This window comes from Streptomyces sp. NPDC040610 (genome assembly GCF_055594065.1).
Genome location: NZ_JBVIXA010000003.1, coordinates 346,468 through 372,223 on the forward strand (window position 1 = coordinate 346,468; position 25,756 = coordinate 372,223).

Consider the following 25,756-nt stretch of genomic DNA (forward strand, 5'->3'; position numbering starts at 1 on the left):
TCTCACGGCCGAATCCCGTTCCTCGCCGCCTGGTTCGGCAGCGCCACCGCCAGCTCAGGGCTCTGCCCCAGCGCCAGGAACGCAAGCGGCGCCGCCCCGTTCCGCGCGATCTCGAACCTGTGGAACGTCATCCACGCCGACAGCGCGACCGTCCGGTTCAGCACGGTCACGTCGCCCCACGCCACCGCGTCCCGCACCCCGCCGAACAGATTCGTGACGACCAGGCCGCCCGTGCACACGTAACACCTCCTGATCCCGAACCGGGCGCTCACCCGCCCCCAGGCCAGCTTGAGGGCGAAGAGGGCGAGCACCACGGCCACAGAGACGGCGCCCTTGCCGAACGCCCCCGGCGGCTTCTTCACGACCAGCATCACGAGCAGGGCGGCCACCAGCACCACGACCAACCGCCGGAACACCTGCAGGAGCGCACCGCCCACCCCCGCGACGGCGTAACTCCCGCGCACCTCCCCGAGCCCGAGCCCGCGCCCGAGCCGGGCCCCCTTCACGTCTCGCCCCACGACGAACCGCCTCCCCTTCTTCTGTCCATGGACGCCTACTGCCGTGTACGTCTACTGCCGTGTACGGGCGATGAGTTGAGCCAGCAGCCGGGTGCGCGGAATCATCCGCGCGACCTCCACGTACTCGTTGTCGGCGTGCGCGCCCGCGCCCACCGCGCCGAGGCCGTCGAGCGTCGGACACCCCACGGCTGCCGTGTAGTTGCCGTCGGACGCGCCGCCGACGGCGAGCCCACGCAGCGGCTCCTGCCCCAGTTCGGCGGCGAGCCGGGAAGCGAGGGCGAACAGTCCGGCGGAGGACTCCGGCCGCATGGGCGGCCGCGCGATGCCGCCGACCACCTCCAACTCGGCGCCGGGCGTACGGGGTGTGAGCCCCCGGAGGAGTTCGTCGACGCGTTCCTGTGCCGCCCGGGTCGGTGCGCGTACGTCCACGGACACGCGGGCGAGCGCGGGGACCGTGTTGCGGGAGGTGCCCGCCGAGAGCAGGGTGGGGGTGACGGTCGTGGGGCCGAGGAGGGGGTGGGCGTCGGCACCCCCCACCACCGCCCCGATGCCCTCGACGGCCAGCACCTGATGCGCGGCCTCGACCGCGGCGTTGACCCCCCGGTGCGGTTCCTGACCCGCGTGCGCGGCCCTCCCCCGCACCACGACCTCGTACCGCGAAGTCCCCTTACGGCCGATCTTGAGCGCGCCCGCCTCGTCCGCGGCCGCCTCCAGCACGAAGGCCGCCGAGGCCTCCCGCGCACTCTCCTCGACCAGCTCCCGGGAACTGCGCGACCCGACCTCCTCGTCCCCGTTGACCAGCACGCACACGCCGTCCGGCGAAGGCAGCGAGGCCACCGCGTGGAACATCTGGACCAGGCCCGCCTTCATGTCCAGGACCCCGGGCCCCCGGGCGACCCCGTCGGCCGGCGACCAGGGGTGCGTCCGGAGGGAGCCCAGGGGCCACACCGTGTCGTGGTGCCCCACCAGCAGGACGCGCGGGGCGCCGAACCGCCACCGCAGATGGGTCACTCCGTCGACCACGATGGTCTCCGGCTCGGCCCCGAGCAGCCGCGCGCCGAGAGCGGCGACGGCCTTGGCGCTACGAGCGACTGCGGCATGGTCGGCCGAGAAGGACTCGCAGCGTACGAGCTCCCGCAGATCGGCCAGCATCTCGGGCAGGTGGAGGTCTTTCGTCGGCGAGAGCACGCTTCCTCCTGGGGGGTGGGGCGGGCGAGCGGGTGCGCGTGGCGCCGGGGCCGCGCTCCGGACCCTGGGGTGCCGGGCCCTTGGGTACGGGCCCTTGAGTGCCGGGGTCCCCGCGTACCGCCGTGCGCATCCGACGCTAGAACCACCCGACGCATGCCACCAGCGACTAGATTGCATGGGATCAATGCGCCTCGGGAATGTGTCGCGGTGCCCTGTCGGGCGCGCACCCCAATAGACGGGCGGTAGAGCCGTGTTCGAGACAGACGCCCTGAGACTGCTGCTGGCCGTGGCCGAGACGGGATCGTTCACGGGGGCGGCGGCCCGGCTCAACTACACGCAGTCCGCGGTGTCCCGCCGCATCGCCACGCTGGAACAGCAGGCGGGCGGCCCGCTGTTCGACCGGCTCCCCAGAGGCGTACGCCTCAGCCCGGCGGGTCACGCGCTGCACCGGCACGCCGTCGACGTTCTCGACCGACTGGAGCGGGCGGAAAGGGAGTTGGCGGTGCTGCACGCGGGCCACGGCGGCCTGCTGCACGTGGGCGCGTTCGCCACGGCCAACATCGCGCTGGTGCCCAGGGCGCTGCGGGCGCTGCAGGAGGCGCGGCCGGAGGTGGAGGTGGTCGCGGTGGAGGGCCCGACGGAGGCGCTGATGCAGCGTCTGGCGGACGGTTCCCTGGACCTGGCCGTGGTCAGCGACTACCCGTCGGGCCTGCCCTCGGCCGACGGCGTCACGACGACGAAGCTGTGCGACGACGAACTGTTCGTAGCCCTCCCACGCGGCCACCGCCTGGCCGATACCGCGACTGTCGACCTACGCGAACTCCGCGAAGAGGCCTGGCTCCAGGGCGCGTACGGCGACCGCCCCACGCTGCTGGCCGACGCGTGCGCCCGCGCGGGCTTCACCCCGAGAAAGGTCATCCGCATCACCGAATGGACCGGAAAATTCGGCTACGTGGCCGCCGGCCTCGGCGTGGCCCTGGTCCCCTCCCTTGCCGCCTGGGCAGTCCCCACCGAACTGACCCTCCGCCCCCTGACCGACCGCACCCTGCACCGGACGGTCCACGTGGCGCTGCCCGCGACCCCGCTACCGGCGGCCCTGAAACTCCGGGACCTGCTGCACACGGAGCACCGCACGAAGAACCCCCGCCCGTCCTGACGCCCGGGCCACCGCTATCCGGGACCCGCACCGACCCGCCCCGCAGGTAATTGATCAAGAACCACCGCCCGGGGAGCCTGGTGGCAGGAGCGCCACACCCTCCCGCCCTCCCGCCCTTTCACCATCTCGCCCCATCACCATCTCCCCCTTTTGACATTCGGCGGTCCGCGGATGTCGAGAACGTGCCACCGGCTCCGTCCCTGGGGCAGCAGCGGCCACCACCGGCCGCACCAGGAAGAAGGAGAAACCACCATGGCGATTCAGCGGATGGACAACGTCGGCATCGTCGTCGAGGACCTGGACGCCGCCGTCGCGTTCTTCGTGGAACTCGGAATGGAGCTGGAGGGCAGGGCGCAGATCGAGGGCCGCGTCGCCGACCAGTGCACCGGCCTCGACGGTGTCCGCTGCGACATCGCGATGGTCCGGACCCCGGACGGTCACAGCCGCCTCGAACTGGCGAAGTACCGCAGCCCCGCCGCGATCAGCGATGGCCCGCGCAACCGCCCGCACAACATCCTGGGCACCCACCGCGTCATGTTCGCCGTCGACGACCTCAAGGACACGATTGCCCGCCTGCGCCCGCACGGAGCCGAACTCGTCGGTGAGATCGCCCGCTTCGAGGACAGCTATCTGCTGTGCTACGTCCGTGGCCCGGAGGGCATCATCGTCGGCCTGGCGGAGCAGCTGAGCTGAGAAGGGCGCTGAGAAGGGTGAGGATGGGCCAGGGGCCAGGGGCCAGGGGCCAGGGGTCAGGAGATGGACCTCGAAGCTAGGTCCAGAGCCTCCCGGCTCAGCCTTCGGGAGCGGCGTGCCCCTGCTCGACGGCGATCGGTCCGGGCAGCCACGACCTCGGCGTGGCCACGGCCGCCGCGGACCTCTACCGGTCCGGCCTCTTCCCGGTCCTGGTCTTCAGCGGCGGCAACAGCCCCACCACCCGCGCCCGCTTCCCGCGCGGAGAGGCGGTGCACTACCGCGAGCACGCCATCGACCTCGACGTACCCGCATCCGCGATCCTGCTGGAGCCGAACGCCGCGAACACCGGGCAGAACATCACCCTCTCCCGTGACGTCCTCGCGGCCGCAGGCATCACACCGGCCACGGTGCTCCTGATCTCCAAGCCGTACATGGAGCGCCGGTCCTTCGCGACCGCCCGCAAGCTGTGGCCCGAGGTCGAGTTCGTGTGCGCCTCGGAGCGGATGGAGTTCGACGACTACCTGAAGAGCATCGGCGACGAGAAGCTCGTGGTGGACATGCTCGTCGGTGACCTCCAGCGGGTCATCGAGTATCCGAAGCGCGGGTTCGCCATCGAGCAGGAGGTTCCGGAGGGGGTGCATGCCGCGTACGAATCCCTCATCCGGGACGGCTTCACCAGCCGCCTGATCGCTTCCTGAACCTCTGCGATCCGTGGGCGCGGCCTTGGGAGAGGGCTGGGGGTACTGGGGTGCCTGCGCGAGCAAACATGCCCCAATCTGGTACATGGACTACCATTGGTACATGTCTATGAAGCGGACCAACGTCTACGCCGACCCCGAGGACCTGGCGATCATCAAGGAGGCCGCCAAGCGCCGGGGCATAAGCGAGGCCGAGATCATTCGCCAAGGCATCCACCTCGCGGCCATGGCGAACCGCGTCTGGGACGAGCCGCTGTTTTCCCGCACCTTCGAGGGGCGGGGCCGTGCGCCGTCCAAGGCCGAGGTCCGCGACGCGGTCGCCGACGCAGTACGCCGTGAGACGGACGCCGGAACCGCCGCGTGATCATCGTCATCGCCGACACCTCCGGCCTGCTGGCCGCGCTCGACGCCACGCATCCGGAGCACGCCGCGGCGAACGAGGCGATTCTGGCCGCCGGCCTTCTCGTCATGTCCCCGCTTCTGCTCGCCGAGCTCGACCACGTCGCGACGCGCGAACTGGGCCGGGAGGCCGCGCTCAGCGCGATCGACGACATCCGGCACTGGATGCGCCGGGGCCGCGTCGTCGCGCCGGAGATCACGGAGGATCACCTGGGCGCCGCCCAGTCCGTCCGCGCGCGCTACAGCTCCCTTGATCTCGACCTCGCGGATGCGGTGAATGTGGCCCTGGCCTCCGACTACGACACGGACGCGATCCTCACGCTCGACCGCCGGGACTTCCGCGCCGTACGCCCGCTCGGCCGCCACAAGGCATTCCGGGTACTGCCCGACGACCTCCCCCTCTGACCTCTCTGCCGGCGGCCCCCACACGGCCCGGCCCTGATCCAGGGCCCGCACCTGGACGACGCCTTCGCCGACCTGGCCCGCCCCGCCCGCACCATGCGCGGGCCCTGGAGCACCCCGCCGATCACACCGCGCTCCCGCCGTGGGCGTTCCACCCCAGCGTTCCATCCATGCTGCGTTTCACCTGGTCAGCGGGGACAGAGCGTTCCGGCTTCCCGTCCTGCCCGCCTTTTGTGGCGGCTGGGATGGACAGCTCGCAGACTCAAGTCGTCCAACACACGCAGCCGTTGACCGGTGGGCACCAGGGAAGTGACCCCGGCCCGCCGTCGACGGCCCAAGCGCAGACAGCTCCTGCGCAGACAGCTCAGGGAGTCTCCCCATGACCCGTTCCACCATCAGCTCGCGCCGTCGCATGCGCATGGCCGGGGTGGCCACCGCCGCCTTGCTGTCCCTGGGGCTGCTGACCGCGTGCGGCTCCGATTCCTCGGACACCGACGCGTCGAGCGCCGGCTCTTCCCAGAAGGCCGAGTCGGGTGCCAAGCCGTCCGACGGCGGCGCGAAGGACCGCTCGAAGCTGTCCTCCCGGTCCGAAGGCGGGGAGGCGGGCCTCCAGCCGGGCGATGCCCTCAGCGCCCACAATTTCCAGTTGAGCGTCGGCGGCGGCACCGAGGCCCTCGGCGGAGTCTCCGAACTGACGGTGGACCAGCCCACGCAGCAGTCCCCCTACCGCAGGCTCGTTCCCGGCGAGCAGAAGACGGGCACGGTGACCGTGGTCCGCGGCGCCACACAGTCCCAGCAGTTCACCGACCTGATCGACGGCAGCATCCAGCCCGAGTCGGCGTCCCTCAGCCAGTTGGACGCCGCGGGCAACCCGACGAAGCAGTACACCCTGCAAGAGCCCAGGGTCATCAAGGTCGACAACCCTCAGACCGGCACCGCCCAGAGCGTCACGATCCAGTTCTCGTCCCTGTCGGTCGGCTAGGGCGTTCCCTTGATCGGGCCAGCGGCTCGGAGCACCCGCACGGCGCGGAGCTCCGGGCACAGCAAAGAACCCCCGGGTCCATGACCCGAGGGTTCCAAGAAGAGCGGGTGACGAGAATCGAACTCGCACTCTCAGCGTGGGAAGCTCGGGCCCTCTAGGATGATTGCCGCGCTGATCAGCGGCGGAACTGCTGGTGGGCCAGACCGGTCGGGAGCGCGCTCCCCGCTAGCCCCGTGGTTCCCCGCCGGACCGGGCCCTAGTCCGGCACGGCACTTCGTCCTCGGCCGTGGCTCTACAGGACCAAGCTCAGCACATAGCAGGCTGATGCCGAGACGGAGCCGACGGAACTTGACCATGACTGCGCGGGAGAGGAATGAAACCCGCTCGGCTCGCAGATCCGCACGCATGTGGTCGCGTAGCGCCTCGGGTTTCAGAGTCGCCCAACGAGACCAGCCTTTGGCGGCCACAGTGGTGATGTGGACTGGTCGGACGGTGATGAGCAGAACCACGATGGCAATCACTAGGCACATCGCGCCGGCCGCGCCGACAGTCAGTATGGTTGCGCCTTGGTGCCTGGAGCCCTGTGTTGCCACGAAGCCAAGGCCCACGCCGGTCATCGCCAGCACGATGCTTGCCTTGGCGTCAGCCCGTGCGAGTTCGCTGGTGAGTGTCCTGAGCGCGTCATTCAAGTTGTCGGACGAATGGTCCGCGCCACTGTTCAATCCCTGTGCCACGAGGCCTCCGTCCCCTGAAGCGGAGACGCCGACGGGCGGCCACTGGTTCGTCCGCGCTGAGGCGCCTTAGACGCCGCTTCAGTTGGTGAGTCTGCGGTGGCATATGAGGGTTGCGGCGATGGCTGTGAAGGCGAGGAAGTGTTCGGGCTCGCGCTCGTGGCGGCGGTGGGGCTGTCGGTAGCCTGATAGCCAGGACACGGTCTCTTCCACGACCCGGCGATGTCTGCCCGGTCGTTGGGAAGACTCGATGCCCTCGCGGGCGATGGCGCAGCGGAGATGCCGATCGGCAAGGGCAGGCCACGACGGTCGACGATCAGGTGGGTTCTCGACACGTGGGTAGGTCCAGCACTGGACCACGGAACGGACGAGTGTTCCGGAAGCACCTGCCCGCCTCGCCAACCTGGGCTATACCTGTGCTGTGACGGTGCCAAGGGACGTGGACGAAGCACGCAACGAGTTGCGCAGTGTTCTCGATCGGTGCGAGCTGTGGATGCGTGCCGCATCAGCCGCTCCCGAGACTCCTGCGGACTGGTCACAGGAGCTGCTCGAGGACGCGGGCACGATGAAACGGTTGAGGACGCGGGCGGCCTCAGCCCTGATCAACGTGGCGCTGCTGGGGGCCTTCTCGTCTGGCAAGAGCTTCCTTCTCAGTGGCCTGCAGAGAGGCCTCGAACTGGTTGAGGTGCCAACTGCCGATGGTCAGACCGCAGACAAGTTCGTCGGACTGCTGCCCTCGTCCCCGATTCCCACGACCGCCTGTCCCGCCAGCGTAGTTCCGGTCGACGAACAGGCCACCGTTGACGCGTCCGGCACCGGCTATCTGCGCGTGCGGTTCACCGACTCCGGCGAGGACGAGTGGGAGGACGTCGGGAACTCTCCTGCCCCCTCGGTGGTCGCGGCGTACGCGATGCAGGAAGCAGATATGACTGACCGGCTCCGAGCGCACCGAGGCCGCGAGGTCGCCGAACTCGAAATCATGCTCGCCAAAGCCGAACTCCCTGCGAAGCTCTACGACCTGCCTGGCTATGGCTCCCCGAACCCGATCCACGACATGATCGTCCGGACTGCGATGGCCGACGCGGACTGCTTCATGTATGTCACGCACGCCAGCCGTACCCTTTCAGAGCGCGACCTTGATCTGATCCGCTTCCTGTACGACCACTATCTGCTTTCGCGGAAAAGGGTCGTGTGGGTGGTCACCGCCATCGACGCAGCAGACAATCTCGATTTCAGAAACGCCCGGGAGTGGCAGGCGACGGTCGCCCGGAACAACGACTACCTGAGAGAGAACTTCACGCTGGACGGCCGACCGGACCTGGGCTTCATCGGCGAAGGCTTCCTGCCGGTCTCCCCCCGCCAACGAAGCACGTGCCGACAAACTCAGCGCGGACGGAGCAGAGGCCGCCGCACAACGGACACATGCGGAAAGCCGTATGGCGACACTGCGTCAGGCGATCGAGGACCTGATCAGTACCGGGGCCGGCACCAAGCACATCGCCGCGGTGGCGACGGAAGCTCAGATCCTCATGGCTCCACGGAACCATGTACTCGCCGAGCGACTGAGCAACGAACGCCTTGAGATCGACGAACTCAAGGACCTGTTGAAAAGCCAGCAACGGGGGCTGGAGCTCCTGGACACAGCCCTGCCTCGCATCCGCGAGGACCTGGAACGCAAGCTTCAAAACCGCATCGCACGGACCGTCCGCCCCTTCACGCGCCTTGCGGGCCACCTCCACACCGAGCTGGACCATGTCATCAGGGCTACCGACCTCAACAGGCCCACCAAAGCGAACCAGATTCAGGTGGCCAAGGCCCAGGCACTCCGCACCTGGATCGAGGCCCCGACCGGGCCTGCGACGCTCTGGACCGAACAGTTCGAAGCCTTCAAGCAGGACATCGTTCAGACGGTCGATCAGGTCTTCGGCGACAAAGATCTCGCAGGACGGCTCCCAGACTTCACCCTGGACGTGAACAACCTCTCCGTGCCCCAGCAGGCCCGGCGCTCGACCACCCGCCATGACGTGGTCCAGCGTGCAGCCGCACTGGTCGGCATCGTCACACCCGTCGCAGCGGGCGGAGGCTGGCTTTACGGTCTCGCGGCGGCCGGCACGCTCTTCCCGCCCGCCGGACTCGTCGCAGGGGTCGCCGCACTGGTCTTCCTCGGCGTTCATCGCCGCAAACGCAGAATCAGCTCCCTGCAAGTGCTCCAGGACGAGTGGATCAGTGCGATGGACTCCGAAGTCACTGCGATCAAGGAACAGTTCACGCTGGCGACAAGTGTTCAGGGAACGGATGTCATCGATCACCTGGTGGACAACCTGGCCCAGTACCGGGAACAACTCGAACGCTCCCGGGATCACGTTCGTGAGCGCATCGCAAACCCCGAGAACCAAGTACGGCAGGGCTCCATCGATCAGCTCGAATTGCTCTGCACTGAAGCAGGCACTCTCCTCGAATCCCTCGGCGCGTTGAAAGCGATGTGACGCACGGGTTGCTTGAGATGCCGTCCGGCGCGCCTGCCAGGGACGAGCCTTGTGGTGGCCTCCTGCCCTGAATGCCACGTTGTCGTGGGCGCCACCGCCATCGACATTGCGTTCCAGAGCTGGAGCAGCAGCGGTCCGCCGAGACGCCGCGATCCGCCGGGCTCGGGCCGCCGCCAAGGAGAAGGCGGCGGGGAAGCGATCTGACACGGATCTGGCACGCGACGAGTGATCGTCGCGGACAGCAAAAAGGCCCGGGATGACCTGGGCCTTAGCTATGGAGCGGGTGACGAGAATCGAACTCGCACTCTCAGCTTGGGAAGCTCGGGTGCTCCGGCCTTGTCTCCCTCGCTGACCTGTGCCTAAAGGCGTCTGTGACCCAGGCGACCGCCGAGTTGGCATCCGGTGTTCCCCGTGGTTCCCCGCACGACCTGGCACGCTTCTGGCACGGCTGTCTTGGGTGCCGGCCACACGCACAAGGGTGTTGTCAGCGGCGCCTGTTGGTTTCCACTGCAGGGATGAGCTGACTCGAAGTTCTCACAAGCCTTTAATCGCGCAGAATATCTACCAGCATTTGGATACCACCGAACAGCTCATCGTATGTCATGATCTTTAGATCTCTGAAAGATGAGCGGTACAGCTCGAATGACCTACGTCCGTCTTCATTCATCTCTTCCCTTCCTAGATCGCCGATAATCACTACCCCCATTGGCTGGGGCGCCCTGAGACCTGGCGTTTCGAATGCAAGGGCAGGAAGATTCGAAATCAGGCTGTGGCGGTACTCCAGTACTTGCACGGTTGACCCTGCTAGTTCTCGCGAAGGTGGATAGACATTACCCCTGTATTTCTGAGGCGCTAGCAGCTTCGCCGTAGGAGTCTTTATCTCTACGAGCGCGACGCTTCCGCTGTGCTGGGCCAGAAAATCCAGTATGTTGCCACCTTCATTCGCGACAGATTTCCCTCCCACGTAGCACTTGCTGCTCAGAGTGTAGGCTCTCCCTTCAAGTGCGAGAGAGAACGCCTCAGGGCGATCAGAGAAAAGCTGATGCCAAAATTCCTCGTCGCCGTTTTCCCGTTTCTGATTCCAAATATCCAGCAGAACAGCAAGTCTGTTTGACGCGGTAAGTTTCTGCTCGGCAGATAGTGCATGCTGTACTCGTTCGTAGTGTTCGTCGCGAATTCTTGCAAGTTCTTCGACCGTGAATATTTCGGGATTCTTGTCGACGAAGCGGTGGTGCGTCGGGCACAGGATGATGATGTTGTCGACCGAGCCTGCTCCGGCTCTTGTCAGGGCAGGCGAATATCGCGGACTACCTGCCGAGAATGAAGATATGTAAGCAATTTCGAGCAGGGGAACACCGTTGTCCAGCGTTACCGGAGGACACTCAGGGAACGCGCACCTGTTCGCGGACCGTCCAAACGCGATCTTGATGACGGACGCGGAGGTGCCTCTGTGGCCACGGCTAACGGAGGAGGGGTTAATGGGGCTGTCCATCTCTCGATCCTGCCGCAGCTGAGCTGGCGCAGCTGGCACTTCGTCAGTTTTGGCGCAGTCGATGTGGCAGCGGATTCAGCCGCACTTGCCCGTGCGTGCCGTCGACCGGAGCAAGCTGCGGACAGTTGGCCCGCAATTACAACTTCGGATCCATCAGCTGGGAAGGTGGCGGTACTGACCTGGGCGGACAACCGTGGGCCTCATCAGCTTGGTCGCGGCGGGGCTTCAGGCGCACAGTCCGCTTCGGTGGCATCAGTCCCGGACTGGTGTGTAGCGGGCCTGGTGCGAGACCTGGTGTGTGCTTGACAGGACGTCAGCGCTATCAGGGCCTCGACAACGAGCTCACGATATCTCCCGCAGGGGTGGTCAGCTTGCGTGATGCTCAACATCTACCTGTAGGGGACCAGACCGGTTAGGCTGGATATTTCTGTGGCCCTGCTCCAAGCAGCGGGCCACAGAAGCGTGTTGGCATGGACCATGTTGGGGGGACGACCATGGCCAGGGACCCTGTGCCGGCAGCTCAAGCGAAGATCGTCATCCAGCGGAGTGGCGATCGCTGTGCATACCCTGACTGCGGGGCGGTACTGACGATCGATGCCAAGATCGCAGAGGACGACGATAAAGTCGTTGGAAAGATCGCGCATATCGCAGCAGCAAGCGCTGGCGGCCCACGCTATGACGCCAGCATGACATCGCAGCAACGCGGTAGTGCCGCGAACCTTATTTACCTGTGTGGACCCCACCATGACGCTATTGACACTCAACTGGCGTTTCACACAACAGAGTATCTGTTGACGGCCAAGCAGTCCCATGAACGTAAAGTTGCTCGTGCGATGAGTCACGCCATGGGACAGGTGGGCTTCGAACACCTAGAGATTGTTTGTAAATTTATTGGCACGTCTACGGCGAAAACAGATGATGCGATTGTAATGCCTCTCGACATTCAAGAGAAAATCGATCTGAATGATCTGGGCCCGATAGCAGAGGATCGGATTCAAACCGGCTTGGCCAAGTCCAACGAAGTTGGCGAGTTTATTGAGTCCCTCAGCAGGATACGGCCTAATTTTGGTAACCTGCTGGCTGCGCGATTTAAGCAAGAGTACTACGGCGGGATCGCGCAAGGTCTGGAGGGTGATGATTTGTTTGAATACATCTGCGCTGTCGCGCTGGAGAATTCAGGGCCTGTTGAATCGGACACGTTGCGTGCAGCGGCACTTGCTACGGTAGCCCATCTATTCGAGATGTGTGAGATTTTCGAGCATGAGTCTTCTGCTGCCTAACCGACACCTAAAGACGTCAAGTAGCCTTGCTGTCCATGCGGCACGGCTATATGCGCAGCTCGAATCTACCTCCACCGTGGGTACGGCCTGGATGTCCTACAAGGATCTGTATCCTGATCTCCCGTTTGAGCGGTTCGTTCTGACGTTAGACGTACTTGTGGCACTAAAGCTCCTGGAGTTTGATGGGGCACTGCTAAGCAAGGTGGTGAGTAGTGATGTTGCGCCGGATTAGCGCAAATAGGGATTCCTTCACTCCTGTCAACTTTGAGCCGGGATTTAACGTAATTCTTGCCGACAAGGCCCCTGGTGCTACTGAAAAGCATAGTAGGAATGCGCGAGGGAAGACGACGCTAATCCATGCGATTAACTACTGCCTAGGTGGCAATCTGCCTAAGTCAATTTCGCCGCTTGGTGAACTCGGCTGGTCTTTTACTTTGGACCTAGACCTGTTTGATGAGCGCGTCTCTGCGACTCGCAGCGTTAAAGGGGGGACTCGTGTGAAGCTCTCCCATCCGGCCTCATTGACCGACGCTCTTGGTAGTTTTATTGACGAGTCATCAACCATTTCTGTAGATGACTGGAAGTTCCTCCTTGGGCTCGGCCTTTTCTCGCTAGATCGCGTTGCTGAATCGGGCGAGCGAGCTATCTCGCCACGCACGCTACTTTCTTACGTTATCCGAACTGAAGCGGTTAAGGATCCGTTGAAGATCCTTCCGCAGCAGGCGGCCTGGAGTTCAAGAGAGCATGTTGCCTACCTTCTCGACCTAAACTGGGAACTGGTGCGAGACCTGTCCAGGCTGGAAGAGGAATCCGAAACATACAAGGCTATTGCGAAAGCTACTAAGAATAACCTCTTGCCTAAGGCGTTGAGGCCGGAGCCAGAGTTGATGCTTGAGCTTGCTGAAGCTCAGCGCGAACTCGATGATATCCAATCCAGGGTCTCAGGGTTCCAAGTAGTCGAAGATCCTCAGGGTCTTATTGCTCGGGCAGATCGCATCACGGAGGAGCTTAAGGAGCTCAGAAATGAGAGCGTCGTCGATCGACGCATGATCGAGCTCTACAGGGACTCTATGGAGGTGAGTGAGGAGGAACCAGTCGCAAGCACAGACGTAGCTGATCTTTATGCTGAGATGCGACGGGCCTTCACGCCTGACGCTCTCCGTAGCTTCGATGCGGTTGCTGCATTCCATGAGAAGTTGATGGGCAATAGGCGGCGCTTCCTTTCTGCCGAGTTGGAACGGCTACGAACTCGGCAAATGGAGCGTGACGAGAGAATCAAGGAACTGAATTCGAGTAGGAACTCGATCCTGGCTGTTCTGGATGCTGGCGGAGCTCTCGAAGAGCTAGCAGCTCTGCAGTCAGAGGCGGTTCAAGTGGCGGCTCGTGTAGCAGAGATCGAGACTGCACTAAATAACGTTCGTGAACTTGCCCAAGCGCAAGAAGACGTTCGTCTTAAGAAGGCTCAGATGCGCCAAGAAGCAGGGCGCGACCTGAGTGCAAAACGGCGGAAGCTAGATACCGTAGCCGCTCGGTTCGATCGGATGATGCAAGAACTCTACGGCGTAAGTGGAGTTCTGACTGCTGAGGTTGATGATCTGGGTTATAAATTCAGCATTAAGGTTGCGACGTCTTCCAGTAGTGGCGTCACTCGAATGCAGCTTCTTTGTTTCGACCTTACCCTTATGGCTGAAGGTGTGAAGTCTAAACGCCATCCAGGGTTTATTATCCATGACTCCGTAATTTTCGATGGTGTGGACCCGAGGCAGGTTGCGGCTGGACTGTCATTGGCGCAAAAAACAGTGACTCAATCTGGCTGTCAATACATTTGCGCGATGAATAGTAATGATGTGCCGCCCGCTATTTCTGGTGAGCCCTGGTTCAAGGATGGTATTCGGAGAACTGTGCTCGATACCGAGGTTGGCGGGATCGTGGGCATATCGTTCTAATCGGGCACGGGTGCTCTTTGGGCCCGAACGCTCTGTGAGCCGTCGGCGGAGCGGCTTTGGGCTGGAGCTGCTTTGGGGCGAGTGATCATGGCCCCGTAAGCTCATCGCGAGTCGGGCAGTCTGTGGACCTGCCCGTTAAAGCACGACGTTGGGGCCATGATCTTAGAGGCTCGCCCCAAAGTGGCTGCCTAAAGCCGTGGAGCCGACCGCCCCAGCCACGATGTACCCCTTCTTTGAGGTCAGTTGGCCGCTGGCTCTTGTCGCGCGGCCTGGTGGACCGGGCCGGAGCGGGGCGGAGACAGGAGCGGCGGCCCGGGGAGCCGGGCCGCGCGCGGGGAGCGGAGCGAGCCGCCTTGAACCAGTAGAGAAAGTTGTAACTCAGTCGGTTGTGTGGGGCTTGAAGTCCTCTGTGCAGGCTGGGGGTTCGGCCTCGTTGCGGTCCGCGAGTGGGAGGAAGAGCACTGGGCGGACCGTCCATGTGATGCGCGTGCCGGTGTAGGTGATGGATGCCGTGCAGGGCTGGGCGCGGAGGAGTGCTCGTCTCGTGGCGATGCGGTTCTCGTAGAGGCCATCCCAAGTCTCCTTGGGCGTCATCGGGTTGAGCGTGGACGTGATGGTCTGCAGTGCCGTCGAGAGCCAGCTGTCCGCTTGGGCTGCCGAGTGCGCGCCGGAGCATGCCGTGAGTGTTGGCCGGCCCTTGGCGGTGAAGTCTTCCGTCCAGCATTCGCACCAGAAGCCGCGGGTGAGTTCGTCGCTCAGCATGGCGGCTCTCCTGGTGGTGCTTCCACGAAGAGTTCCGCGGTGACCGTGTGGCCGCCGAGGGTGTCGTGGACCACCACCCGGTGCGCGATGAAGTCGACGATGCCCAGGCCTCTGCCGTGTGCCACCTCCCCACTCGGGTGCTCGGTCTTCGGGGCCGTCTCCGTGCCGCCGTCGTCCGTGACCGACAGGGCAACCACCTGCGGTGAGACCGCTACCGCAAGGTGGAAGCTGCCCGACTTCTTGCCGCTCGCCGTGTGGAGGATCGCGTTCGCGCTCAGTTCGCTCACGATCAGTTCGGCGTCCTCGGCCAACGGCGAGCCCGCGAGGATGTCGCGGGTCCAGCGGCGGGCTCTGCTGACCTCTTCCGGGAAACCTGGGCAAGTGAGGCCCCAGACTCGGACGATGCTCGTATACTCGTGCATACAAGTTCCTTCGTGCTGGTAGGCCGCCATGTGCAGCGGGTTCGAGCTAGACGAGTTTGACGCCGTCGTGGGCGCGGATGGCCGGCGGGGATGCCGCGTCGAGTGCGTCCAGGACGCGGATCGCGTACGCCTCGTCAGCGAGTTCGGTAACTTCTTCGCGGGTGGCCCAGCGCAGAGCGCGAGTCTCGGCGCCGGTCGTGGGCGTGCCGTCGGCGGCCTCGCAGCGGAAGACCATGGAGACGATCAAGCCCGTCATGTTCTTGTAGATGCCGGTAAGGGTCGCGGGAAGCGCGATCTTGATGCCGGTTTCTTCGAGAACCTCGCGCTGCAAGGCCTCGGGGATGGTTTCCTCGCGTTCGAGGATGCCGCCCGGGGGTTCCCACTTGCCGTTGTCGCGGCGCTTGATGAGGAGGGCCCTGTCCTGGTCGTCGACGATGACTCCGGCAACGCTCACGGAGTGCGGACGGTCAGTGCTCACGGTCCTCGGCCCTCTCGGATGGCTAGGCTCTCCACCGTAGCAACAACACTTGCCCACTCGTCTAGATACCTAAAGGAGTACAGGTGACGTCACTCCCGAGCCTGCTCGGCGATGTCGACCCCACGAGCGATCGTGCGGTCTTTCGACAGATCGCCGATCAGTTGCGTGAGGCCATCGACCGTGGGCGATTCAAGGAGGGCGAGAAGCTGCCCTCCGAGGCTGAACTCGTCGAGCACTACGGGGTTTCCCGGATGACCGTCCGGAACTCCTTCTCCGTACTTCAGGGTGAAGGCCTGGTCCATGCCGAGCATGGCAAGGGCGTCTTCGTGCGACCGCGGCCTCCTGTGCGGCGGCTCGCCTCCGACCGGTTCGCCCGGCGCCACCGCGAGCAGGGGAAGTCTGCGTTCATCGTCGAGGCCGATGCCGCCGGCAGTCATCCGCAGGTGGACAGCCTGGAGGTCAAGGAGGAGAAAGCCAGCCAGGACATCTCCGCCCGGCTCGGGTCCGTGCGGCGGGTGCTCGCTCGTCGGCGGCGGTATCTGCTGGATGGGCGGCCGGTCGAGTTCGCCACCTCGTACCTTCCCCTCGACATCGCGCGCGGCACGCAGATTGCCGAGCCCAACCCTGGTCCCGGCGGCATCTACGCCCGCCTCGAAGAACTGGGCCACCACCTCGACCACTTCGAGGAAGAGATCTGTGCGCGGATGCCCTCTCCTGCTGAAGTGCGGACGCTGCGGCTCGCGTCCGGTGTGCCGGTGATCAGCCTGATCCGTACCGCGTACGACACCGAAGGGCGGGCCGTCGAAGTCTGCGACACCGTCATGGCTGCCGACGCGTACGTACTGTCCTACCAACTCCCGGCCACCTGACCGCTGGTGCGCGAGACCGACTCTTCTTCGGACTCGTATGCCCCAACAGGCCTACTCGTATAGACGAGTTGGCAAGTTGTGTGGCAAGGTGATGGCCACGCTCCCGGAGATCGGGTCCGCGTTACGTTACTTGTATAGACGAGTAGATGGGGAGTCTGTCTTGCGCACCATCCGTGTTGAGACCTCGGCCGCGACGATCCTGCTCACCGAGGCCCCCGAGCCCAAGGTCCGCGACCGCCAGACCGGCGAGATCGCCAAAGACGCCAACACCGGCGAGGCCCTGATGACGATCGGCGTCGTCTACATCGAGGACGGAGAGTCCTCCCTGGTGAAGGTCACCATCCCCGAGAGCGGTGTCGCCGAGGAGCTCGCGCTCGGCTCGCCGGTCTCGCTTCCGGGGCTCCTGGCCCGGCCCTGGGAGAGCGTCTTCAACGGCCAGCAGCGGCACGGCATCGCGTACCGCGCCGCCGCCGTCACTCCCGCCGCCTTCCCGAACTCGGCTCAGGCTGCGGCCTGATGAGTGACCTCGCGACGCTCCTGGAGGTAGGTGGTCCCGTCGCCGTGCTCGGCGGTGGGGCTGCCTACGCCCGGGCCCGTCACCCCCGCGTCCACTGGTCCGCGTTCGGCTTACCCATAACCACGGCTCGGCTGCTCGGCTCGTACGGCTCGGTCATGGAGGCCTGCGGTCTGACCGTCGCCCCGTCCCGGCTCCGGGTGCTGGCGGTTCGGGCCACCAGTAATCGCGACATCCGCCCCGTGCCGCCGCGTCGGGGCCTCATCCGGCCCACTTCGACCGGGCTGCGGTTACGTCTGCGGCTTGCTCCGGGGCAGGAGCCTGCCGATGTCGCCGCCTCCGCCGAACGGCTGCGGCACGCATGGGGAGTTCACTCCGTGTACGTCAGAGCGGCCAAGCCCGGTGTAGTCGAGCTGCGGCTCGTCGGCTTCGATGTGCTGCGGCGGGTGCGGATGCCTCGCAAGGTCGTGGTGGAGTTCCTCAAGGTGCCCGTGGCGTTGAGAGAGGACGCCACTCCTTTCGTACGTGACTACCGGGCCGTTCCGCATCAACTCACCCTCGGCGCAACGCTGTCGGGCAAGTCCATGTACCTGCGGCACCTCATCGCCGGACTCGCCCCACAACCCGTCGCTCTCGTCGGCATCGACTGCAAGCGTGGTGTGGAGTTGGCGCCTTTCGCGTCGCGCCTCTCGGCTCTCGCCACCGATCCGGAGCAGGCCGCCGAGCTGCTGCCCGCACTCATCAAGGAGATGGAGGACCGATACGACCTGATCAAGGCTCGGCAGGGGCTCGCTCCGGGCACGCCGGATGAGGAGATCACCTCCGACATCTGGGGACTGCCTGAGCACGAACGCCCCGTACCTGTCGTTCTGTTCGTCGATGAAGTCGCCGAGCTCTTCCTCGTCGCCACGAAGAAGGACGAAGAGCGGCGGGACGAGATGGTCACCCAGCTCATCAGGCTCGCTCAGCTCGGCCGTGCTGCCGGGATCTATCTGGAGGTATGCGGGCAGCGCTTCGGGGCTGAACTGGGCAAGGGGGCGACCATGTTGCGGGCCCAGTTGACCGGTCGCGTCTGCCACCGCGTCAACGACGAAGCCTCCGCGAAGATGGCGCTCGGGGACATCGCTCCCGAAGCGGTCTCCGCCGCCTGCGCCATCGCTCCCGAGATGCCCGGCCTGGCCGTGGCCGGTGACACCTCTGGGGGCTGGTCTCGCATCCGTACGCCGTACCTGTCCCTCAGCGATGCCGCCGAGGTCTGCCAGGAGTCGGCGGACCTGGTCCCCGACCTTCCTGCGCTCAAGCGCTTCCGGCCCGTCGTCTGAGACGCGCCACTTCACGTTCCATGGTCGGCTCGACCTTCTCGCGCCACGTCCTTACCCCTCCCATGCCTGAACACGGAAGGAGTCGCCGTATGCGCGCCCAACTGGCCCGTGTCGACGCCGTGCTCGTCCAAGCGGTCATCGCGGCAGCGCTGTCCTTCGCCCACCTTCACGACATCGCCTTGGCGGCCGGACAGGACGGTTGGAAGGCCTGGGCTTACCCGGTCTCCGTCGACCTTTTGCTCGTCGCCGCCTGGCGTCGGCTGCGGACCGGTGACGCGAAAGCCGCCGGATGGTGCTGGTTCGTCATCGCACTCGCCGCGTCCCTCGGCGCGAACGTCGCCACCGCCGGACTCCTCGACATGAACGCCGTGCCGGCCTGGCTCCGCATCCTCGTCGCGGGCTGGCTAGCCGTCGCCTTCCTCGGTGGCACCCTGCTCGCGCACTCCAGTTCGCCAACGACGGAGGACCTCGTCGAGGACCAGGAGGTCGCCGTCGAACCCGCCCCTGCGCCCACTGCCCCACCGGCTGTCGCGCCCACGCCCGTACCGGCGCAGGAGCCCGCGGCTGCCGTCGTACCCGTCCCACCCGCCTTGGTCGAGCACGCCCGCAAGGTCGCCGCCGATCACCACAAGCGCACCGGCACCGCCATCGACACCCCAACCCTCCGCGCCCGGCTCGGGGTCCCCGTGCCCATGGCCGAGGCCATCGCCGCCCACCTCTGAAGGAGATCGCGTGACCGCCAACCGCCGCTTCCGCTCCGTCGCCCGTATTGGTCCCGTTTAGGTCGGCACGTCGTACAACGGCCGGGGCCGCGAGAAGCACACCGCCGCCTGCACCGCCCCGCGCTGCGGCTTCTCCGCCGACTACGACAGCCGCGCCGCCGCCGAACTGGCCGCCCGGACCCACCGCTGCCCCGTGCGCTGAAAGGACCCGCCCCCGTGACCGTCAGCCTGCCGCTCGTCGTCGTCCTCGGCTTCTTCGCCTGGGGAGCGATCAAGTTCCTCGGCGTCCGCACCTGGATCGTCGTCGTGATCGCCCTGTTCGGCTTCCTGCTTTCGCACACCTTCATGGCACCCGCGATCGACTCCGGCACATGGTCCGGCGTCGACATCGTCAACGGCTCACATGACTAGACGAGTAGATGAGGAGAGCTTCCCTGTGTTCCAGCCCAAGTACCCCGAGAACCCCTCGCCGCCGTCGGCCTACACCCATGCTCCGGTCGAACCGACGCCTGCTCGCCGCCCGGCTCCCCAGATCTCCGTCAGTACCGGTGCCGTCGTGGCCGTGCTCGTCGGCGGAGTCGTCCTGACCGCGCTCCTGGCTGCCGTCGCCGTCTCGGCCATCTCCGTAGCCGTCGCCGCCGTGGTCCTTCGCTCCATGCTCCGCGACCAGCGTCGGCACTGAACACCACTGAACGCCAGACAAGACAGACCCCCGGGACGGCTCCGATACCGCCAAGCATCCGCCGCCCCGGGGGCCCTACCCCTCCTGTCCGAAGCCAGAAGGAGAACCACTATCTTCGCCCGCGCCACCCAGCCACCGCCCCCGCTTCACGAACTCGGCGAACTGGCCTCGCTCGGCACCATGCCCGGCCTGCTCCGTCAGCTCTCCGGCCTCGGCGGCTGCACCAACCCGATCCGTCTCGACGGCCACCGTACCGAGTACGACGTGAACACCCGAACCGGCGAGATCGGCAGCGCCCTCCACCACCTCGACTCCTCCGCCCTCCCGGCCGGGCAGCTCCTCGTGCGCTGCAACAACCGCCGCACGACGCGCTGTTCATCCTGTGCCGAGGTCTACCGGCGCGACACCTTCCACCTGATCACCTCGGGCCTCCGGGGCGGCAAGGGAACCCCGGAACGCGTTGCCGCACACCCGCGCGTCTTCGCGACCTTCACCGCACCGAGCTTCGGTCCGGTCCACAACCGGCCTTCCAGCACTGGTGGTTCGGTCCGTCGCTGCCGCTGCGGGGTCCTGCACGACCAGGAGGACGACGCACTCGGCACCCCGCTCGCCCCGTCCACATACGACTACGAAGCGGCCGTGCTCTGGAACGCCCATGCCGGAGCACTGTGGCGACGCTTCTCCATCTCCCTACGTCGTGAGGTCGCCAAGCGGGCCGGACTCTCGCAGCGGGCACTCCGCGAGCACGCCCGGGTGTCCTTCGCCAAGGTCGCCGAGTACCAGAAGCGCGGCGCCGTCCACTTCCACGCCGTGATTCGAATCGATGGTCCCGAGGGTGGCGACACCCCGCCTCCAGCCTGGGCCTCGGCTGACCTGCTCACCGACGCCATCCAGACCGCCGCTGCCAGCGCACGCGTGGACGGGCCGGTCATCGACGACCGCCCACACACCTTCGCCTTCGGCCGCCAACTCGACGTACGCACCATCCGCAGCGCCGACTTCGATGGCGACCAGGAGCTGACCGAGCGAGCCGTCGCCGCCTACATCGCCAAGTACGCCACCAAGGGCGCCGAGACCGCGACGGGAGCGCTCGACCGCCCGCTCAAGTTCCTCGCCGAGCTGGCCCAACTCGACATCAACGACCACGCCCGACGTCTCATCCGAACCGCTTGGAGCCTCGGCGCCCGCAAGGACTTAGCCGACCTCCGCCTCCGCGCCTGGGCCCACATGCTCGGCTTCCGCGGCCACTTCTCCACCAAGTCCCGCCGCTACTCCACCACCCTCGGAGCCCTTCGCGACGCCCGCGCCGAATGGCGCCGAGCCCAAGCCGCAACAGCCATCGAGAGCGAGTCCGACTCAACCCTCGTCCTCTCGCACTGGGTCTATGCCGGGACCGGCCTCTCCCCGGCCGAGGCCTGGCTCGCCGCGACCCTCGACCCCGCCCCCGGAACAGAAGGAGAGCCCACCCGTGGATAGCCGCTACCTGTCCGTCGACCAGGTCGCCGAGCTGCTCGGCACGACTGCCCGCTTTCCCCGGCGGCTGATCGAGGAGCGGCGCATCCGGTACGTGAAGGTCGGCCGCCACGTACGTATCCCGGCGAGCGCGGTCGAGGAGTTCATCTCGTCCCACACCGTGGAGCCGATCAAGCGCCCGCGTGTTCGGTACGGGAGGGCTGCCTGATGGCCAACGACAAAGGCAGGCGGCGCCGCTTCGGGGCGATCAGACGTCTTCCATCCGGGCGGTACCAGGCCCGTTATCCGGGGCCCGATGGCGTGATGCGCCCGGCGCCGTTCACGTTCGAGACGACGGCGGACGCGGACGACTGGCTCGCCGAGAAGCAGACCGAGATCCGTCGCGGTCAGTGGCGGGACCCGGATGCGGCGGCCGTGAGCTTTCGCACCTACGCGGAGAAGTGGGTCGAGGAACGCGACCTCGCTCCGCTGACGGAGGACCTCTACCGCTACCTCCTCGACAAGCACCTGCTGCCCACCTTCGGTGAGACCGACCTGGACGAGATCACGGCTCCTCGCGTACGAGAGTGGCGGACCGAGCGCTTGCGGACCACTGGGGCCAAGACGATCACTGCCAAGGCGTACCGGCTGCTCAAGGCCGTCATGGAGACGGCCGTTGATGACGACCTCATCGATCGCAACCCGTGCCGGATCAAGGGAGCGGGCAAGGAGAAGGCTGCCGAGCGGCGCATCGCGACCGTCGCCCAGGTCGACGTGCTGGCCGAGGCCATGGGGATGCGGTGGCGCTTGATGGTTTATCTCGGTGCGTACGGTCCGATGCGGCCTGAGGAACTCGCTGGCCTACGTCGCCGTGACGTCGACCTCGACACCCTGCGGATTCGTGTGCGCCTGGCCGAGCCGGAGCGGATGAACGGGCGCCGTGTGCAGGGTGACACCAAGTCCGAGGCCGGTACGCGGACCGTTGTCCTGCCCGCCTTCCTTCACCGGGAGCTGTGCTGGCACATGGAGTCGTACGCCGAGCCGGGGCCGACGGGGCTGCTCTTCGTCGGCGAGCGCGGGGCCCCTTTCCGGCGCAGCACCTTCGGGCGGAAGTGGCGCAAGGCCCGTGGGCTCGTCGAGGGCCTTCCGGAGGGCTTCCGGTTCTACGATCTGCGGCACACGGGGCACACCCTCACGACCCGCTCGGGTGCCACCCTCAAGGACACGATGGTCCGCGCCGGGCAGTCCTCCGAGAAGGCCGCGCTCGGCTATCAGCACTCGGAGGACGAGCGCCAGGAAGAGGTGGCAGGCATGCTCCACCGGACCGTACGCAAGGCTCGGCAGACCAGGGCCGAGGAGGCGAGCCGTCCGCCTTCTGGCACGGATCTGGCACGCGACGAGTGACCTGAGCGGTCGGCAAGCGCACAACAAGAAGGCCCAGGTCGCTGACCTGGGCCTCAACTCTGGAGCGGGTGACGAGAATCGAACTCGCACTCTCAGCTTGGGAAGCTGATGTTCTACCACTAAACTACACCCGCGCGACGCTCCCGGTTGAACCGGTTTCGTAGCTTCGCACACTCTACCCCATCCCAGGCCCCGGGCGCCGCCGCGCCAAGGCCCCGCTGCGCTGCGTGGGCTCTGCGTGACTGCGGGCGAAGGGAGTTGGGGCGTACGGTAGGGGCCGCCTCGGGGGACCCGGGGGTGCCCGGGGTGGTGGTCGAGGGGTCGGCCGGAGGGGCTCCGTGGGGGTTCTGTGAGGGCGGCGTGCGGGGGTCCGGACGAGACGGAGTGCCGCCTGGAGTGGCGTCCCTTTCATCCCGTAATGTGGCTTTCGCCGTCGGTCGGAAGGCCGGAAACGGCCTCCGTTCATGACATGAGTGGACGGCTCTCGCATACGGCTCTTGCCATACGGCTCTGGGGAAGGGACTCGAGGACTTGATGGAGCGCACCGTCGTCCGTTGTGCCGAAGGGCACGTGTTCAGCACCGCTTCGTTCCCGATGCAGCAGGCCGACCGGCTCGGCCCCGGTCGGCTGATCCGATGTCCTCGGTGTGCCCGGCTGCGGCACGCGGTTCCGGTGGAGCTGCAGAAGCGGTAGCGGGCGGGGGAGGGCGAGCACGCCCCGTACCCGAGGCGCGCGGGTCTGTCCGATTGGGGCGGTCCCGCGCGCTCTGCGTATCCTCGGTGCGTGCTTCTCTCAGACAAGGACATCCGGGCCGAGATCGACGCCGGGCGGGTCCGGATCGATCCCTACGACGAATCCATGGTGCAGCCGTCGAGCATCGACGTGCGCCTCGACCGCTTCTTCCGGGTGTTCGAGAACCACCGCTACCCGCACATCGACCCGTCCGTCGAGCAGGCGGATCTGACCCGGCTTGTGGAGCCCGAGGGCGACGAGCCGTTCATCCTCCACCCCGGGGAGTTCGTGCTGGCCTCCACGTACGAGGTCATCACCCTGCCCGACGACCTGGCCTCGCGCCTGGAGGGCAAGTCCAGCCTCGGGCGGCTCGGGCTCGTCACCCACTCCACCGCCGGGTTCATCGACCCGGGATTCAGCGGTCACGTGACCCTGGAGCTGTCCAACCTCGCGACGCTGCCCATCAAGCTGTGGCCGGGGATGAAGATCGGCCAGCTGTGCATGTTCCGGCTGAGCTCCGCCGCCGAGTCCCCCTACGGGTCCGAGCGCTACGGGTCGCGCTACCAGAACCAGCGCGGACCCACCGCCTCCCGTTCCTTCCTCAACTTCCATCGAACCCAGGTGTGAGCCCTTCCATGAGTGACGTTCGCGAGAACCTTTCGTACGAGAAGTTCGGCGGTGCCGTGCGCGAGCTGGCGCAGACCATCGCCGACGACGGGTACGAGCCCGACATCGTGCTGAGCATCGCGCGCGGCGGCGTCTTCGTCGCGGGCGGGCTCGCGTACGCCCTCGACTGCAAGAACATCCACCTGGTGAACGTGGAGTTCTACACGGGCGTCGGGACGACCCTGGAAATGCCGGTCATGCTGGCCCCCGTCCCCAACGCCATCGACTTCTCCGACAAGAAGGTGCTCATCACCGACGACGTCGCCGACACCGGGAAGACGCTGAAGCTCGTCCACGACTTCTGCCTCGACACCGTCGCCGAGGTGCGCTCCGCCGTCATCTATGAGAAGTCCCACTCGCTCGTGAAATGCGAGTACGTGTGGAAGCGCACCGATGAGTGGATCAACTTCCCGTGGAGTGTCGAGCCGCCCGTCGTGAAGCGGCAGGGGCAGGTTCTCGACGCCTGATGTCTGATGTCTGACGTCTGGGCCTGATGCTTGGCCCCTACGGGGACGTGCATGAGGAAGGGCCCCGGTGAGCCTGTGCTCGCCGGGGCCCTTCTTCGCGTACGGGACGCTGGTGCGCCCCCGCGTCAGAACGTACCGAGCTTGATGATCGACAGGATCGCGAGCAGCTGGATCGCCGACGCGCCGAGCGCCCGCGGCCACGGCAGGTCGTGGGACCTGCTCACCATCAGCGTGAGCAGCGCGCCCGCGGCGAGCCAGGTGGCCCAGCCGAGGAGCTGGACGAAGCCGTTGCCGCCGCCGAGGAACAGGGCGACGATGACGCGCGGGGCGTCCGTGATCGCCATGATCAGCATGGAGAGGCCGACCGTCGGCTGCCAGGCGCCGTCGCCGCCGAACTGGCGGGCCAGGGAGTGCGTGACGATGCCGAGGATGAAGGCGCTCAGCGAGATCGCGACGCCGGTCGTGATGACGTACGGGATCGCCGTGGACAGCGTGGCGTTCAGCACGTCCTCGCGGGCCTCGTCGAAGCCGAAGACGGCGAGCAGGCCGTAGAGGAACGTGACGATGACGGCGGGGCCCCACATCGCGTAGTCCCGCATCTGGAGGAACGTCGGGACCGGGCGGAAGACGATGCCGCGCAGCAGGTCCTTCCAGGGGAGCTTCGGGCCGATGGGGCCCGCGGGGGCCTGTCCCGCCCGGTAGGTGTCGCCGTCGTTGTACGGGTCCTCGCCGAGGGAGAAGGACTGGGTGTGCCCGGGGTTGTTGGCGGCGTACGGGTCGTGGCCGCCGCCGTGACCGCCCTGGCCACCGTGACCGCCGTGCCCGCCCTGGCCGCCGAAGTACTCGGGCTCGCCCTGGCCGCCCGGAGGCTGCGGCCACTGCTGGGCGCCGCCGTGGTGCTGGCCGCCGCCCTGCGGTCCGCCGTGGCCGCCGCGCTGCCCGCCGCCGTACTGGCCGGGGCCCGGGCCGCCGTACGGAGGCTGTCCCCCGTACGGCTGCGGGGCCGGGCGGCCGCCGCCGGGCGCGGGCGGGTACCCGTACGGCGGCTGGCCGCCCTGGGGGGCCTGCTGTCCGTACGGGTCCTGCCGCGGTCCTTGGTGCGGCCCCGGGTGACCGCCCTGACCGGGGTGCCCGCCTTGGGGCGGGCCCTGTCGGGGTCCTTGCTGTGCGCGGTTGTCCCGGCCGCCGCGTCCGATCCTGAATCCAGCCACGGAATCGAACGTACCTGGTCTGACGGGGTGCGGTCGTCCGTCCTGTGGAGGAGAGCGGGTTTGCGGCTGAGCTGTGACAACC

General features: G+C 66.4%; 30 protein-coding genes, 1 tRNA gene and 2 pseudogenes. 23 read left to right on the forward strand and 10 right to left on the reverse strand.

What is annotated here, in order from left to right; all coding sequences use genetic code 11:
• Nucleotides 1-2: 2 nt before the first annotated feature.
• Both ACZ6AA_RS14200 and ACZ6AA_RS14205 read right to left on the reverse strand, forming a co-directional pair.
• Entirely contained in the window at nucleotides 3-518 is a 516-nt protein-coding gene (locus tag ACZ6AA_RS14200) for a hypothetical protein (RefSeq protein WP_468454251.1), read from the reverse strand.
• A gap of 51 nt (nucleotides 519-569) precedes the next feature.
• Entirely contained in the window at nucleotides 570-1,670 is a 1,101-nt protein-coding gene (locus ACZ6AA_RS14205; RefSeq protein WP_471458474.1) for a M20 family metallopeptidase, read from the reverse strand.
• A gap of 286 nt (nucleotides 1,671-1,956) precedes the next feature.
• Here ACZ6AA_RS14205 and ACZ6AA_RS14210 point away from each other — a divergent pair, with 286 nt between their 5' ends.
• From ACZ6AA_RS14210 to ACZ6AA_RS14235, 6 genes are all read left to right on the forward strand, one after another.
• On the forward strand, nucleotides 1,957-2,862 hold the full coding sequence (locus ACZ6AA_RS14210) for a LysR family transcriptional regulator (RefSeq protein WP_471458143.1): 906 nt from the start codon (nucleotides 1,957-1,959) through the stop codon (nucleotides 2,860-2,862).
• A 252-nt stretch (nucleotides 2,863-3,114) separates the two neighbouring features.
• Nucleotides 3,115-3,555: a VOC family protein gene (locus tag ACZ6AA_RS14215; RefSeq protein WP_471458145.1), complete on the forward strand. Its 441-nt coding sequence runs from the start codon at nucleotides 3,115-3,117 to the stop codon at nucleotides 3,553-3,555.
• 134 nt (nucleotides 3,556-3,689) lie between these two features.
• Nucleotides 3,690-4,253 (forward strand): YdcF family protein, encoded by a 564-nt coding sequence (locus ACZ6AA_RS14220; RefSeq protein WP_468454329.1) that lies wholly within the window; start codon nucleotides 3,690-3,692, stop codon nucleotides 4,251-4,253.
• Between the two features lie 103 nt (nucleotides 4,254-4,356).
• Entirely contained in the window at nucleotides 4,357-4,617 is a 261-nt protein-coding gene (locus tag ACZ6AA_RS14225) for a ribbon-helix-helix domain-containing protein (RefSeq protein WP_471458147.1), read from the forward strand.
• The gene (locus ACZ6AA_RS14230) at nucleotides 4,614-5,057 is read left to right on the forward strand and encodes a PIN domain-containing protein (protein ID WP_468454259.1); all 444 of its coding nucleotides are present in this window, start codon (nucleotides 4,614-4,616) and stop codon (nucleotides 5,055-5,057) included. The genes ACZ6AA_RS14225 and ACZ6AA_RS14230 overlap by 4 nt, the downstream gene beginning before the upstream one ends.
• A gap of 376 nt (nucleotides 5,058-5,433) precedes the next feature.
• Nucleotides 5,434-6,036, forward strand: coding sequence for a phage tail protein (locus ACZ6AA_RS14235; protein WP_468481621.1), 603 nt, complete (start codon nucleotides 5,434-5,436; stop codon nucleotides 6,034-6,036).
• Between the two features lie 131 nt (nucleotides 6,037-6,167).
• On the opposite strand, the gene ACZ6AA_RS14240 is transcribed toward ACZ6AA_RS14235, so the two are convergent.
• Nucleotides 6,168-6,770, reverse strand: coding sequence for a Pycsar system effector family protein (locus tag ACZ6AA_RS14240; protein ID WP_468481622.1), 603 nt, complete (start codon nucleotides 6,768-6,770; stop codon nucleotides 6,168-6,170).
• Between the two features lie 78 nt (nucleotides 6,771-6,848).
• Nucleotides 6,849-7,061, reverse strand: a pseudogene (locus ACZ6AA_RS14245) (IS5/IS1182 family transposase); the annotation flags it as partial.
• A gap of 145 nt (nucleotides 7,062-7,206) precedes the next feature.
• Here ACZ6AA_RS14245 and ACZ6AA_RS14250 point away from each other — a divergent pair.
• The gene (locus ACZ6AA_RS14250) at nucleotides 7,207-8,349 is read left to right on the forward strand and encodes a dynamin family protein (RefSeq protein WP_471458150.1); all 1,143 of its coding nucleotides are present in this window, start codon (nucleotides 7,207-7,209) and stop codon (nucleotides 8,347-8,349) included.
• On the forward strand, nucleotides 8,297-9,253 hold the full coding sequence (locus ACZ6AA_RS14255) for a hypothetical protein (protein WP_471458152.1): 957 nt from the start codon (nucleotides 8,297-8,299) through the stop codon (nucleotides 9,251-9,253). Before ACZ6AA_RS14250 ends, ACZ6AA_RS14255 begins: the two co-directional genes overlap by 53 nt.
• A gap of 544 nt (nucleotides 9,254-9,797) precedes the next feature.
• Here ACZ6AA_RS14255 and ACZ6AA_RS14260 read toward each other — a convergent pair.
• Entirely contained in the window at nucleotides 9,798-10,745 is a 948-nt protein-coding gene (locus ACZ6AA_RS14260) for a Shedu immune nuclease family protein (RefSeq protein WP_471458154.1), read from the reverse strand.
• A gap of 470 nt (nucleotides 10,746-11,215) precedes the next feature.
• Between ACZ6AA_RS14260 and ACZ6AA_RS14265 the strand changes: the two genes are divergently transcribed.
• The 3 genes from ACZ6AA_RS14265 to ACZ6AA_RS14275 are packed head-to-tail and all read left to right on the forward strand — an operon-like array spanning nucleotide 11,216 to nucleotide 13,971.
• Nucleotides 11,216-12,025: an ABC-three component system protein gene (locus tag ACZ6AA_RS14265; protein WP_471458156.1), complete on the forward strand. Its 810-nt coding sequence runs from the start codon at nucleotides 11,216-11,218 to the stop codon at nucleotides 12,023-12,025.
• The gene (locus tag ACZ6AA_RS14270; RefSeq protein WP_471458158.1) at nucleotides 12,006-12,257 is read left to right on the forward strand and encodes an ABC-three component system middle component 6; all 252 of its coding nucleotides are present in this window, start codon (nucleotides 12,006-12,008) and stop codon (nucleotides 12,255-12,257) included. The genes ACZ6AA_RS14265 and ACZ6AA_RS14270 overlap by 20 nt, the downstream gene beginning before the upstream one ends.
• Complete coding sequence (locus ACZ6AA_RS14275; RefSeq protein WP_471458160.1) at nucleotides 12,241-13,971, forward strand: DUF2326 domain-containing protein; 1,731 nt, start codon at nucleotides 12,241-12,243, stop codon at nucleotides 13,969-13,971. The genes ACZ6AA_RS14270 and ACZ6AA_RS14275 overlap by 17 nt, the downstream gene beginning before the upstream one ends.
• A 378-nt stretch (nucleotides 13,972-14,349) precedes the next feature.
• Here the strand turns inward: ACZ6AA_RS14275 and ACZ6AA_RS14280 are convergent, their stop codons facing one another.
• Genes ACZ6AA_RS14280 through ACZ6AA_RS14290 form a run of 3 tightly spaced genes read right to left on the reverse strand, consistent with a single transcriptional unit; the run spans nucleotide 14,350 to nucleotide 15,609 of the window.
• Nucleotides 14,350-14,733 carry a hypothetical protein gene (locus tag ACZ6AA_RS14280; RefSeq protein ID WP_471458162.1) on the reverse strand — a complete coding sequence of 128 codons (384 nt, stop codon included), beginning with the start codon at nucleotides 14,731-14,733 and terminating at the stop codon, nucleotides 14,350-14,352.
• Complete coding sequence (locus ACZ6AA_RS14285; RefSeq protein ID WP_471458164.1) at nucleotides 14,727-15,155, reverse strand: ATP-binding protein; 429 nt, start codon at nucleotides 15,153-15,155, stop codon at nucleotides 14,727-14,729. The genes ACZ6AA_RS14280 and ACZ6AA_RS14285 overlap by 7 nt, the downstream gene beginning before the upstream one ends.
• Before the next feature lie 46 nt (nucleotides 15,156-15,201).
• Entirely contained in the window at nucleotides 15,202-15,609 is a 408-nt protein-coding gene (locus ACZ6AA_RS14290; protein WP_362330397.1) for an NUDIX hydrolase, read from the reverse strand.
• 107 nt (nucleotides 15,610-15,716) lie between these two features.
• Here ACZ6AA_RS14290 and ACZ6AA_RS14295 point away from each other — a divergent pair, with 107 nt between their 5' ends.
• From ACZ6AA_RS14295 to ACZ6AA_RS14340, 10 genes and pseudogenes are all read left to right on the forward strand, one after another.
• A complete protein-coding gene (locus ACZ6AA_RS14295; RefSeq protein ID WP_471458166.1) occupies nucleotides 15,717-16,502 on the forward strand; it encodes a GntR family transcriptional regulator in 786 nt (261 codons plus the stop codon).
• Nucleotides 16,503-16,662: 160 nt separating this feature from the next.
• Nucleotides 16,663-17,019 (forward strand): SCO3933 family regulatory protein, encoded by a 357-nt coding sequence (locus ACZ6AA_RS14300; RefSeq protein ID WP_471458168.1) that lies wholly within the window; start codon nucleotides 16,663-16,665, stop codon nucleotides 17,017-17,019.
• Nucleotides 17,019-18,338 carry an FtsK/SpoIIIE domain-containing protein gene (locus ACZ6AA_RS14305; protein WP_471458170.1) on the forward strand — a complete coding sequence of 440 codons (1,320 nt, stop codon included), beginning with the start codon at nucleotides 17,019-17,021 and terminating at the stop codon, nucleotides 18,336-18,338. Before ACZ6AA_RS14300 ends, ACZ6AA_RS14305 begins: the two co-directional genes overlap by 1 nt.
• 89 nt (nucleotides 18,339-18,427) lie before the next feature.
• Nucleotides 18,428-19,060, forward strand: coding sequence for a DUF2637 domain-containing protein (locus tag ACZ6AA_RS14310; protein ID WP_471458172.1), 633 nt, complete (start codon nucleotides 18,428-18,430; stop codon nucleotides 19,058-19,060).
• A gap of 10 nt (nucleotides 19,061-19,070) precedes the next feature.
• A pseudogene (locus ACZ6AA_RS14315) lies at nucleotides 19,071-19,262 on the forward strand (mobile element transfer protein).
• A gap of 14 nt (nucleotides 19,263-19,276) precedes the next feature.
• On the forward strand, nucleotides 19,277-19,471 hold the full coding sequence (locus ACZ6AA_RS14320; protein WP_471458174.1) for a hypothetical protein: 195 nt from the start codon (nucleotides 19,277-19,279) through the stop codon (nucleotides 19,469-19,471).
• Nucleotides 19,472-19,496: 25 nt separating this feature from the next.
• Entirely contained in the window at nucleotides 19,497-19,742 is a 246-nt protein-coding gene (locus ACZ6AA_RS14325; RefSeq protein WP_471458176.1) for a SpdD protein, read from the forward strand.
• Between the two features lie 180 nt (nucleotides 19,743-19,922).
• Complete coding sequence (locus ACZ6AA_RS14330; RefSeq protein WP_471458178.1) at nucleotides 19,923-21,218, forward strand: replication initiator; 1,296 nt, start codon at nucleotides 19,923-19,925, stop codon at nucleotides 21,216-21,218.
• Nucleotides 21,211-21,423, forward strand: coding sequence for an excisionase family DNA-binding protein (locus ACZ6AA_RS14335; RefSeq protein WP_471458180.1), 213 nt, complete (start codon nucleotides 21,211-21,213; stop codon nucleotides 21,421-21,423). The genes ACZ6AA_RS14330 and ACZ6AA_RS14335 overlap by 8 nt, the downstream gene beginning before the upstream one ends.
• Nucleotides 21,423-22,598 carry a tyrosine-type recombinase/integrase gene (locus ACZ6AA_RS14340; protein WP_471458182.1) on the forward strand — a complete coding sequence of 392 codons (1,176 nt, stop codon included), beginning with the start codon at nucleotides 21,423-21,425 and terminating at the stop codon, nucleotides 22,596-22,598. Before ACZ6AA_RS14335 ends, ACZ6AA_RS14340 begins: the two co-directional genes overlap by 1 nt.
• A 60-nt stretch (nucleotides 22,599-22,658) precedes the next feature.
• Here the strand turns inward: ACZ6AA_RS14340 and ACZ6AA_RS14345 are convergent.
• Nucleotides 22,659-22,732 (reverse strand) — tRNA-Gly (locus ACZ6AA_RS14345).
• Nucleotides 22,733-23,381: 649 nt separating this feature from the next.
• Between ACZ6AA_RS14345 and dcd the strand changes: the two genes are divergently transcribed.
• Nucleotides 23,382-23,957 carry a dCTP deaminase gene (gene dcd / locus ACZ6AA_RS14350; RefSeq protein ID WP_030362097.1) on the forward strand — a complete coding sequence of 192 codons (576 nt, stop codon included), beginning with the start codon at nucleotides 23,382-23,384 and terminating at the stop codon, nucleotides 23,955-23,957.
• 8 nt (nucleotides 23,958-23,965) lie between these two features.
• On the forward strand, nucleotides 23,966-24,463 hold the full coding sequence (locus ACZ6AA_RS14355) for a phosphoribosyltransferase (protein WP_468481628.1): 498 nt from the start codon (nucleotides 23,966-23,968) through the stop codon (nucleotides 24,461-24,463).
• Between the two features lie 125 nt (nucleotides 24,464-24,588).
• Here ACZ6AA_RS14355 and ACZ6AA_RS14360 read toward each other — a convergent pair whose 3' ends face one another.
• Nucleotides 24,589-25,674, reverse strand: a complete 1,086-nt coding sequence (locus ACZ6AA_RS14360) for a Yip1 family protein (protein WP_468460895.1) — start codon at nucleotides 25,672-25,674, stop codon at nucleotides 24,589-24,591.
• Nucleotides 25,675-25,756 lie beyond the last annotated feature (82 nt).

Coding starts and splice junctions, on each gene's coding strand:
- ACZ6AA_RS14205 (WP_471458474.1), bottom strand. CDS start 1,670: ATGCTGGCCGATCTGCGGGAGCTCGTACGCTGCGAGTCCTTCTCGGCC.
- ACZ6AA_RS14215 (WP_471458145.1), top strand. CDS start 3,115: ATGGCGATTCAGCGGATGGACAACGTCGGCATCGTCGTCGAGGACCTG.
- ACZ6AA_RS14225 (WP_471458147.1), top strand. CDS start 4,357: ATGTCTATGAAGCGGACCAACGTCTACGCCGACCCCGAGGACCTGGCG.
- ACZ6AA_RS14235 (WP_468481621.1), top strand. CDS start 5,434: ATGACCCGTTCCACCATCAGCTCGCGCCGTCGCATGCGCATGGCCGGG.
- ACZ6AA_RS14255 (WP_471458152.1), top strand. CDS start 8,297: ATGGCTCCACGGAACCATGTACTCGCCGAGCGACTGAGCAACGAACGC.
- ACZ6AA_RS14260 (WP_471458154.1), bottom strand. CDS start 10,745: ATGGACAGCCCCATTAACCCCTCCTCCGTTAGCCGTGGCCACAGAGGC.
- ACZ6AA_RS14265 (WP_471458156.1), top strand. CDS start 11,216: ATGGACCATGTTGGGGGGACGACCATGGCCAGGGACCCTGTGCCGGCA.
- ACZ6AA_RS14270 (WP_471458158.1), top strand. CDS start 12,006: ATGAGTCTTCTGCTGCCTAACCGACACCTAAAGACGTCAAGTAGCCTT.
- ACZ6AA_RS14275 (WP_471458160.1), top strand. CDS start 12,241: ATGTTGCGCCGGATTAGCGCAAATAGGGATTCCTTCACTCCTGTCAAC.
- ACZ6AA_RS14280 (WP_471458162.1), bottom strand. CDS start 14,733: ATGCTGAGCGACGAACTCACCCGCGGCTTCTGGTGCGAATGCTGGACG.
- ACZ6AA_RS14285 (WP_471458164.1), bottom strand. CDS start 15,155: ATGCACGAGTATACGAGCATCGTCCGAGTCTGGGGCCTCACTTGCCCA.
- ACZ6AA_RS14305 (WP_471458170.1), top strand. CDS start 17,019: ATGAGTGACCTCGCGACGCTCCTGGAGGTAGGTGGTCCCGTCGCCGTG.
- ACZ6AA_RS14310 (WP_471458172.1), top strand. CDS start 18,428: ATGCGCGCCCAACTGGCCCGTGTCGACGCCGTGCTCGTCCAAGCGGTC.
- ACZ6AA_RS14330 (WP_471458178.1), top strand. CDS start 19,923: ATGCCCGGCCTGCTCCGTCAGCTCTCCGGCCTCGGCGGCTGCACCAAC.
- ACZ6AA_RS14340 (WP_471458182.1), top strand. CDS start 21,423: ATGGCCAACGACAAAGGCAGGCGGCGCCGCTTCGGGGCGATCAGACGT.
- ACZ6AA_RS14355 (WP_468481628.1), top strand. CDS start 23,966: ATGAGTGACGTTCGCGAGAACCTTTCGTACGAGAAGTTCGGCGGTGCC.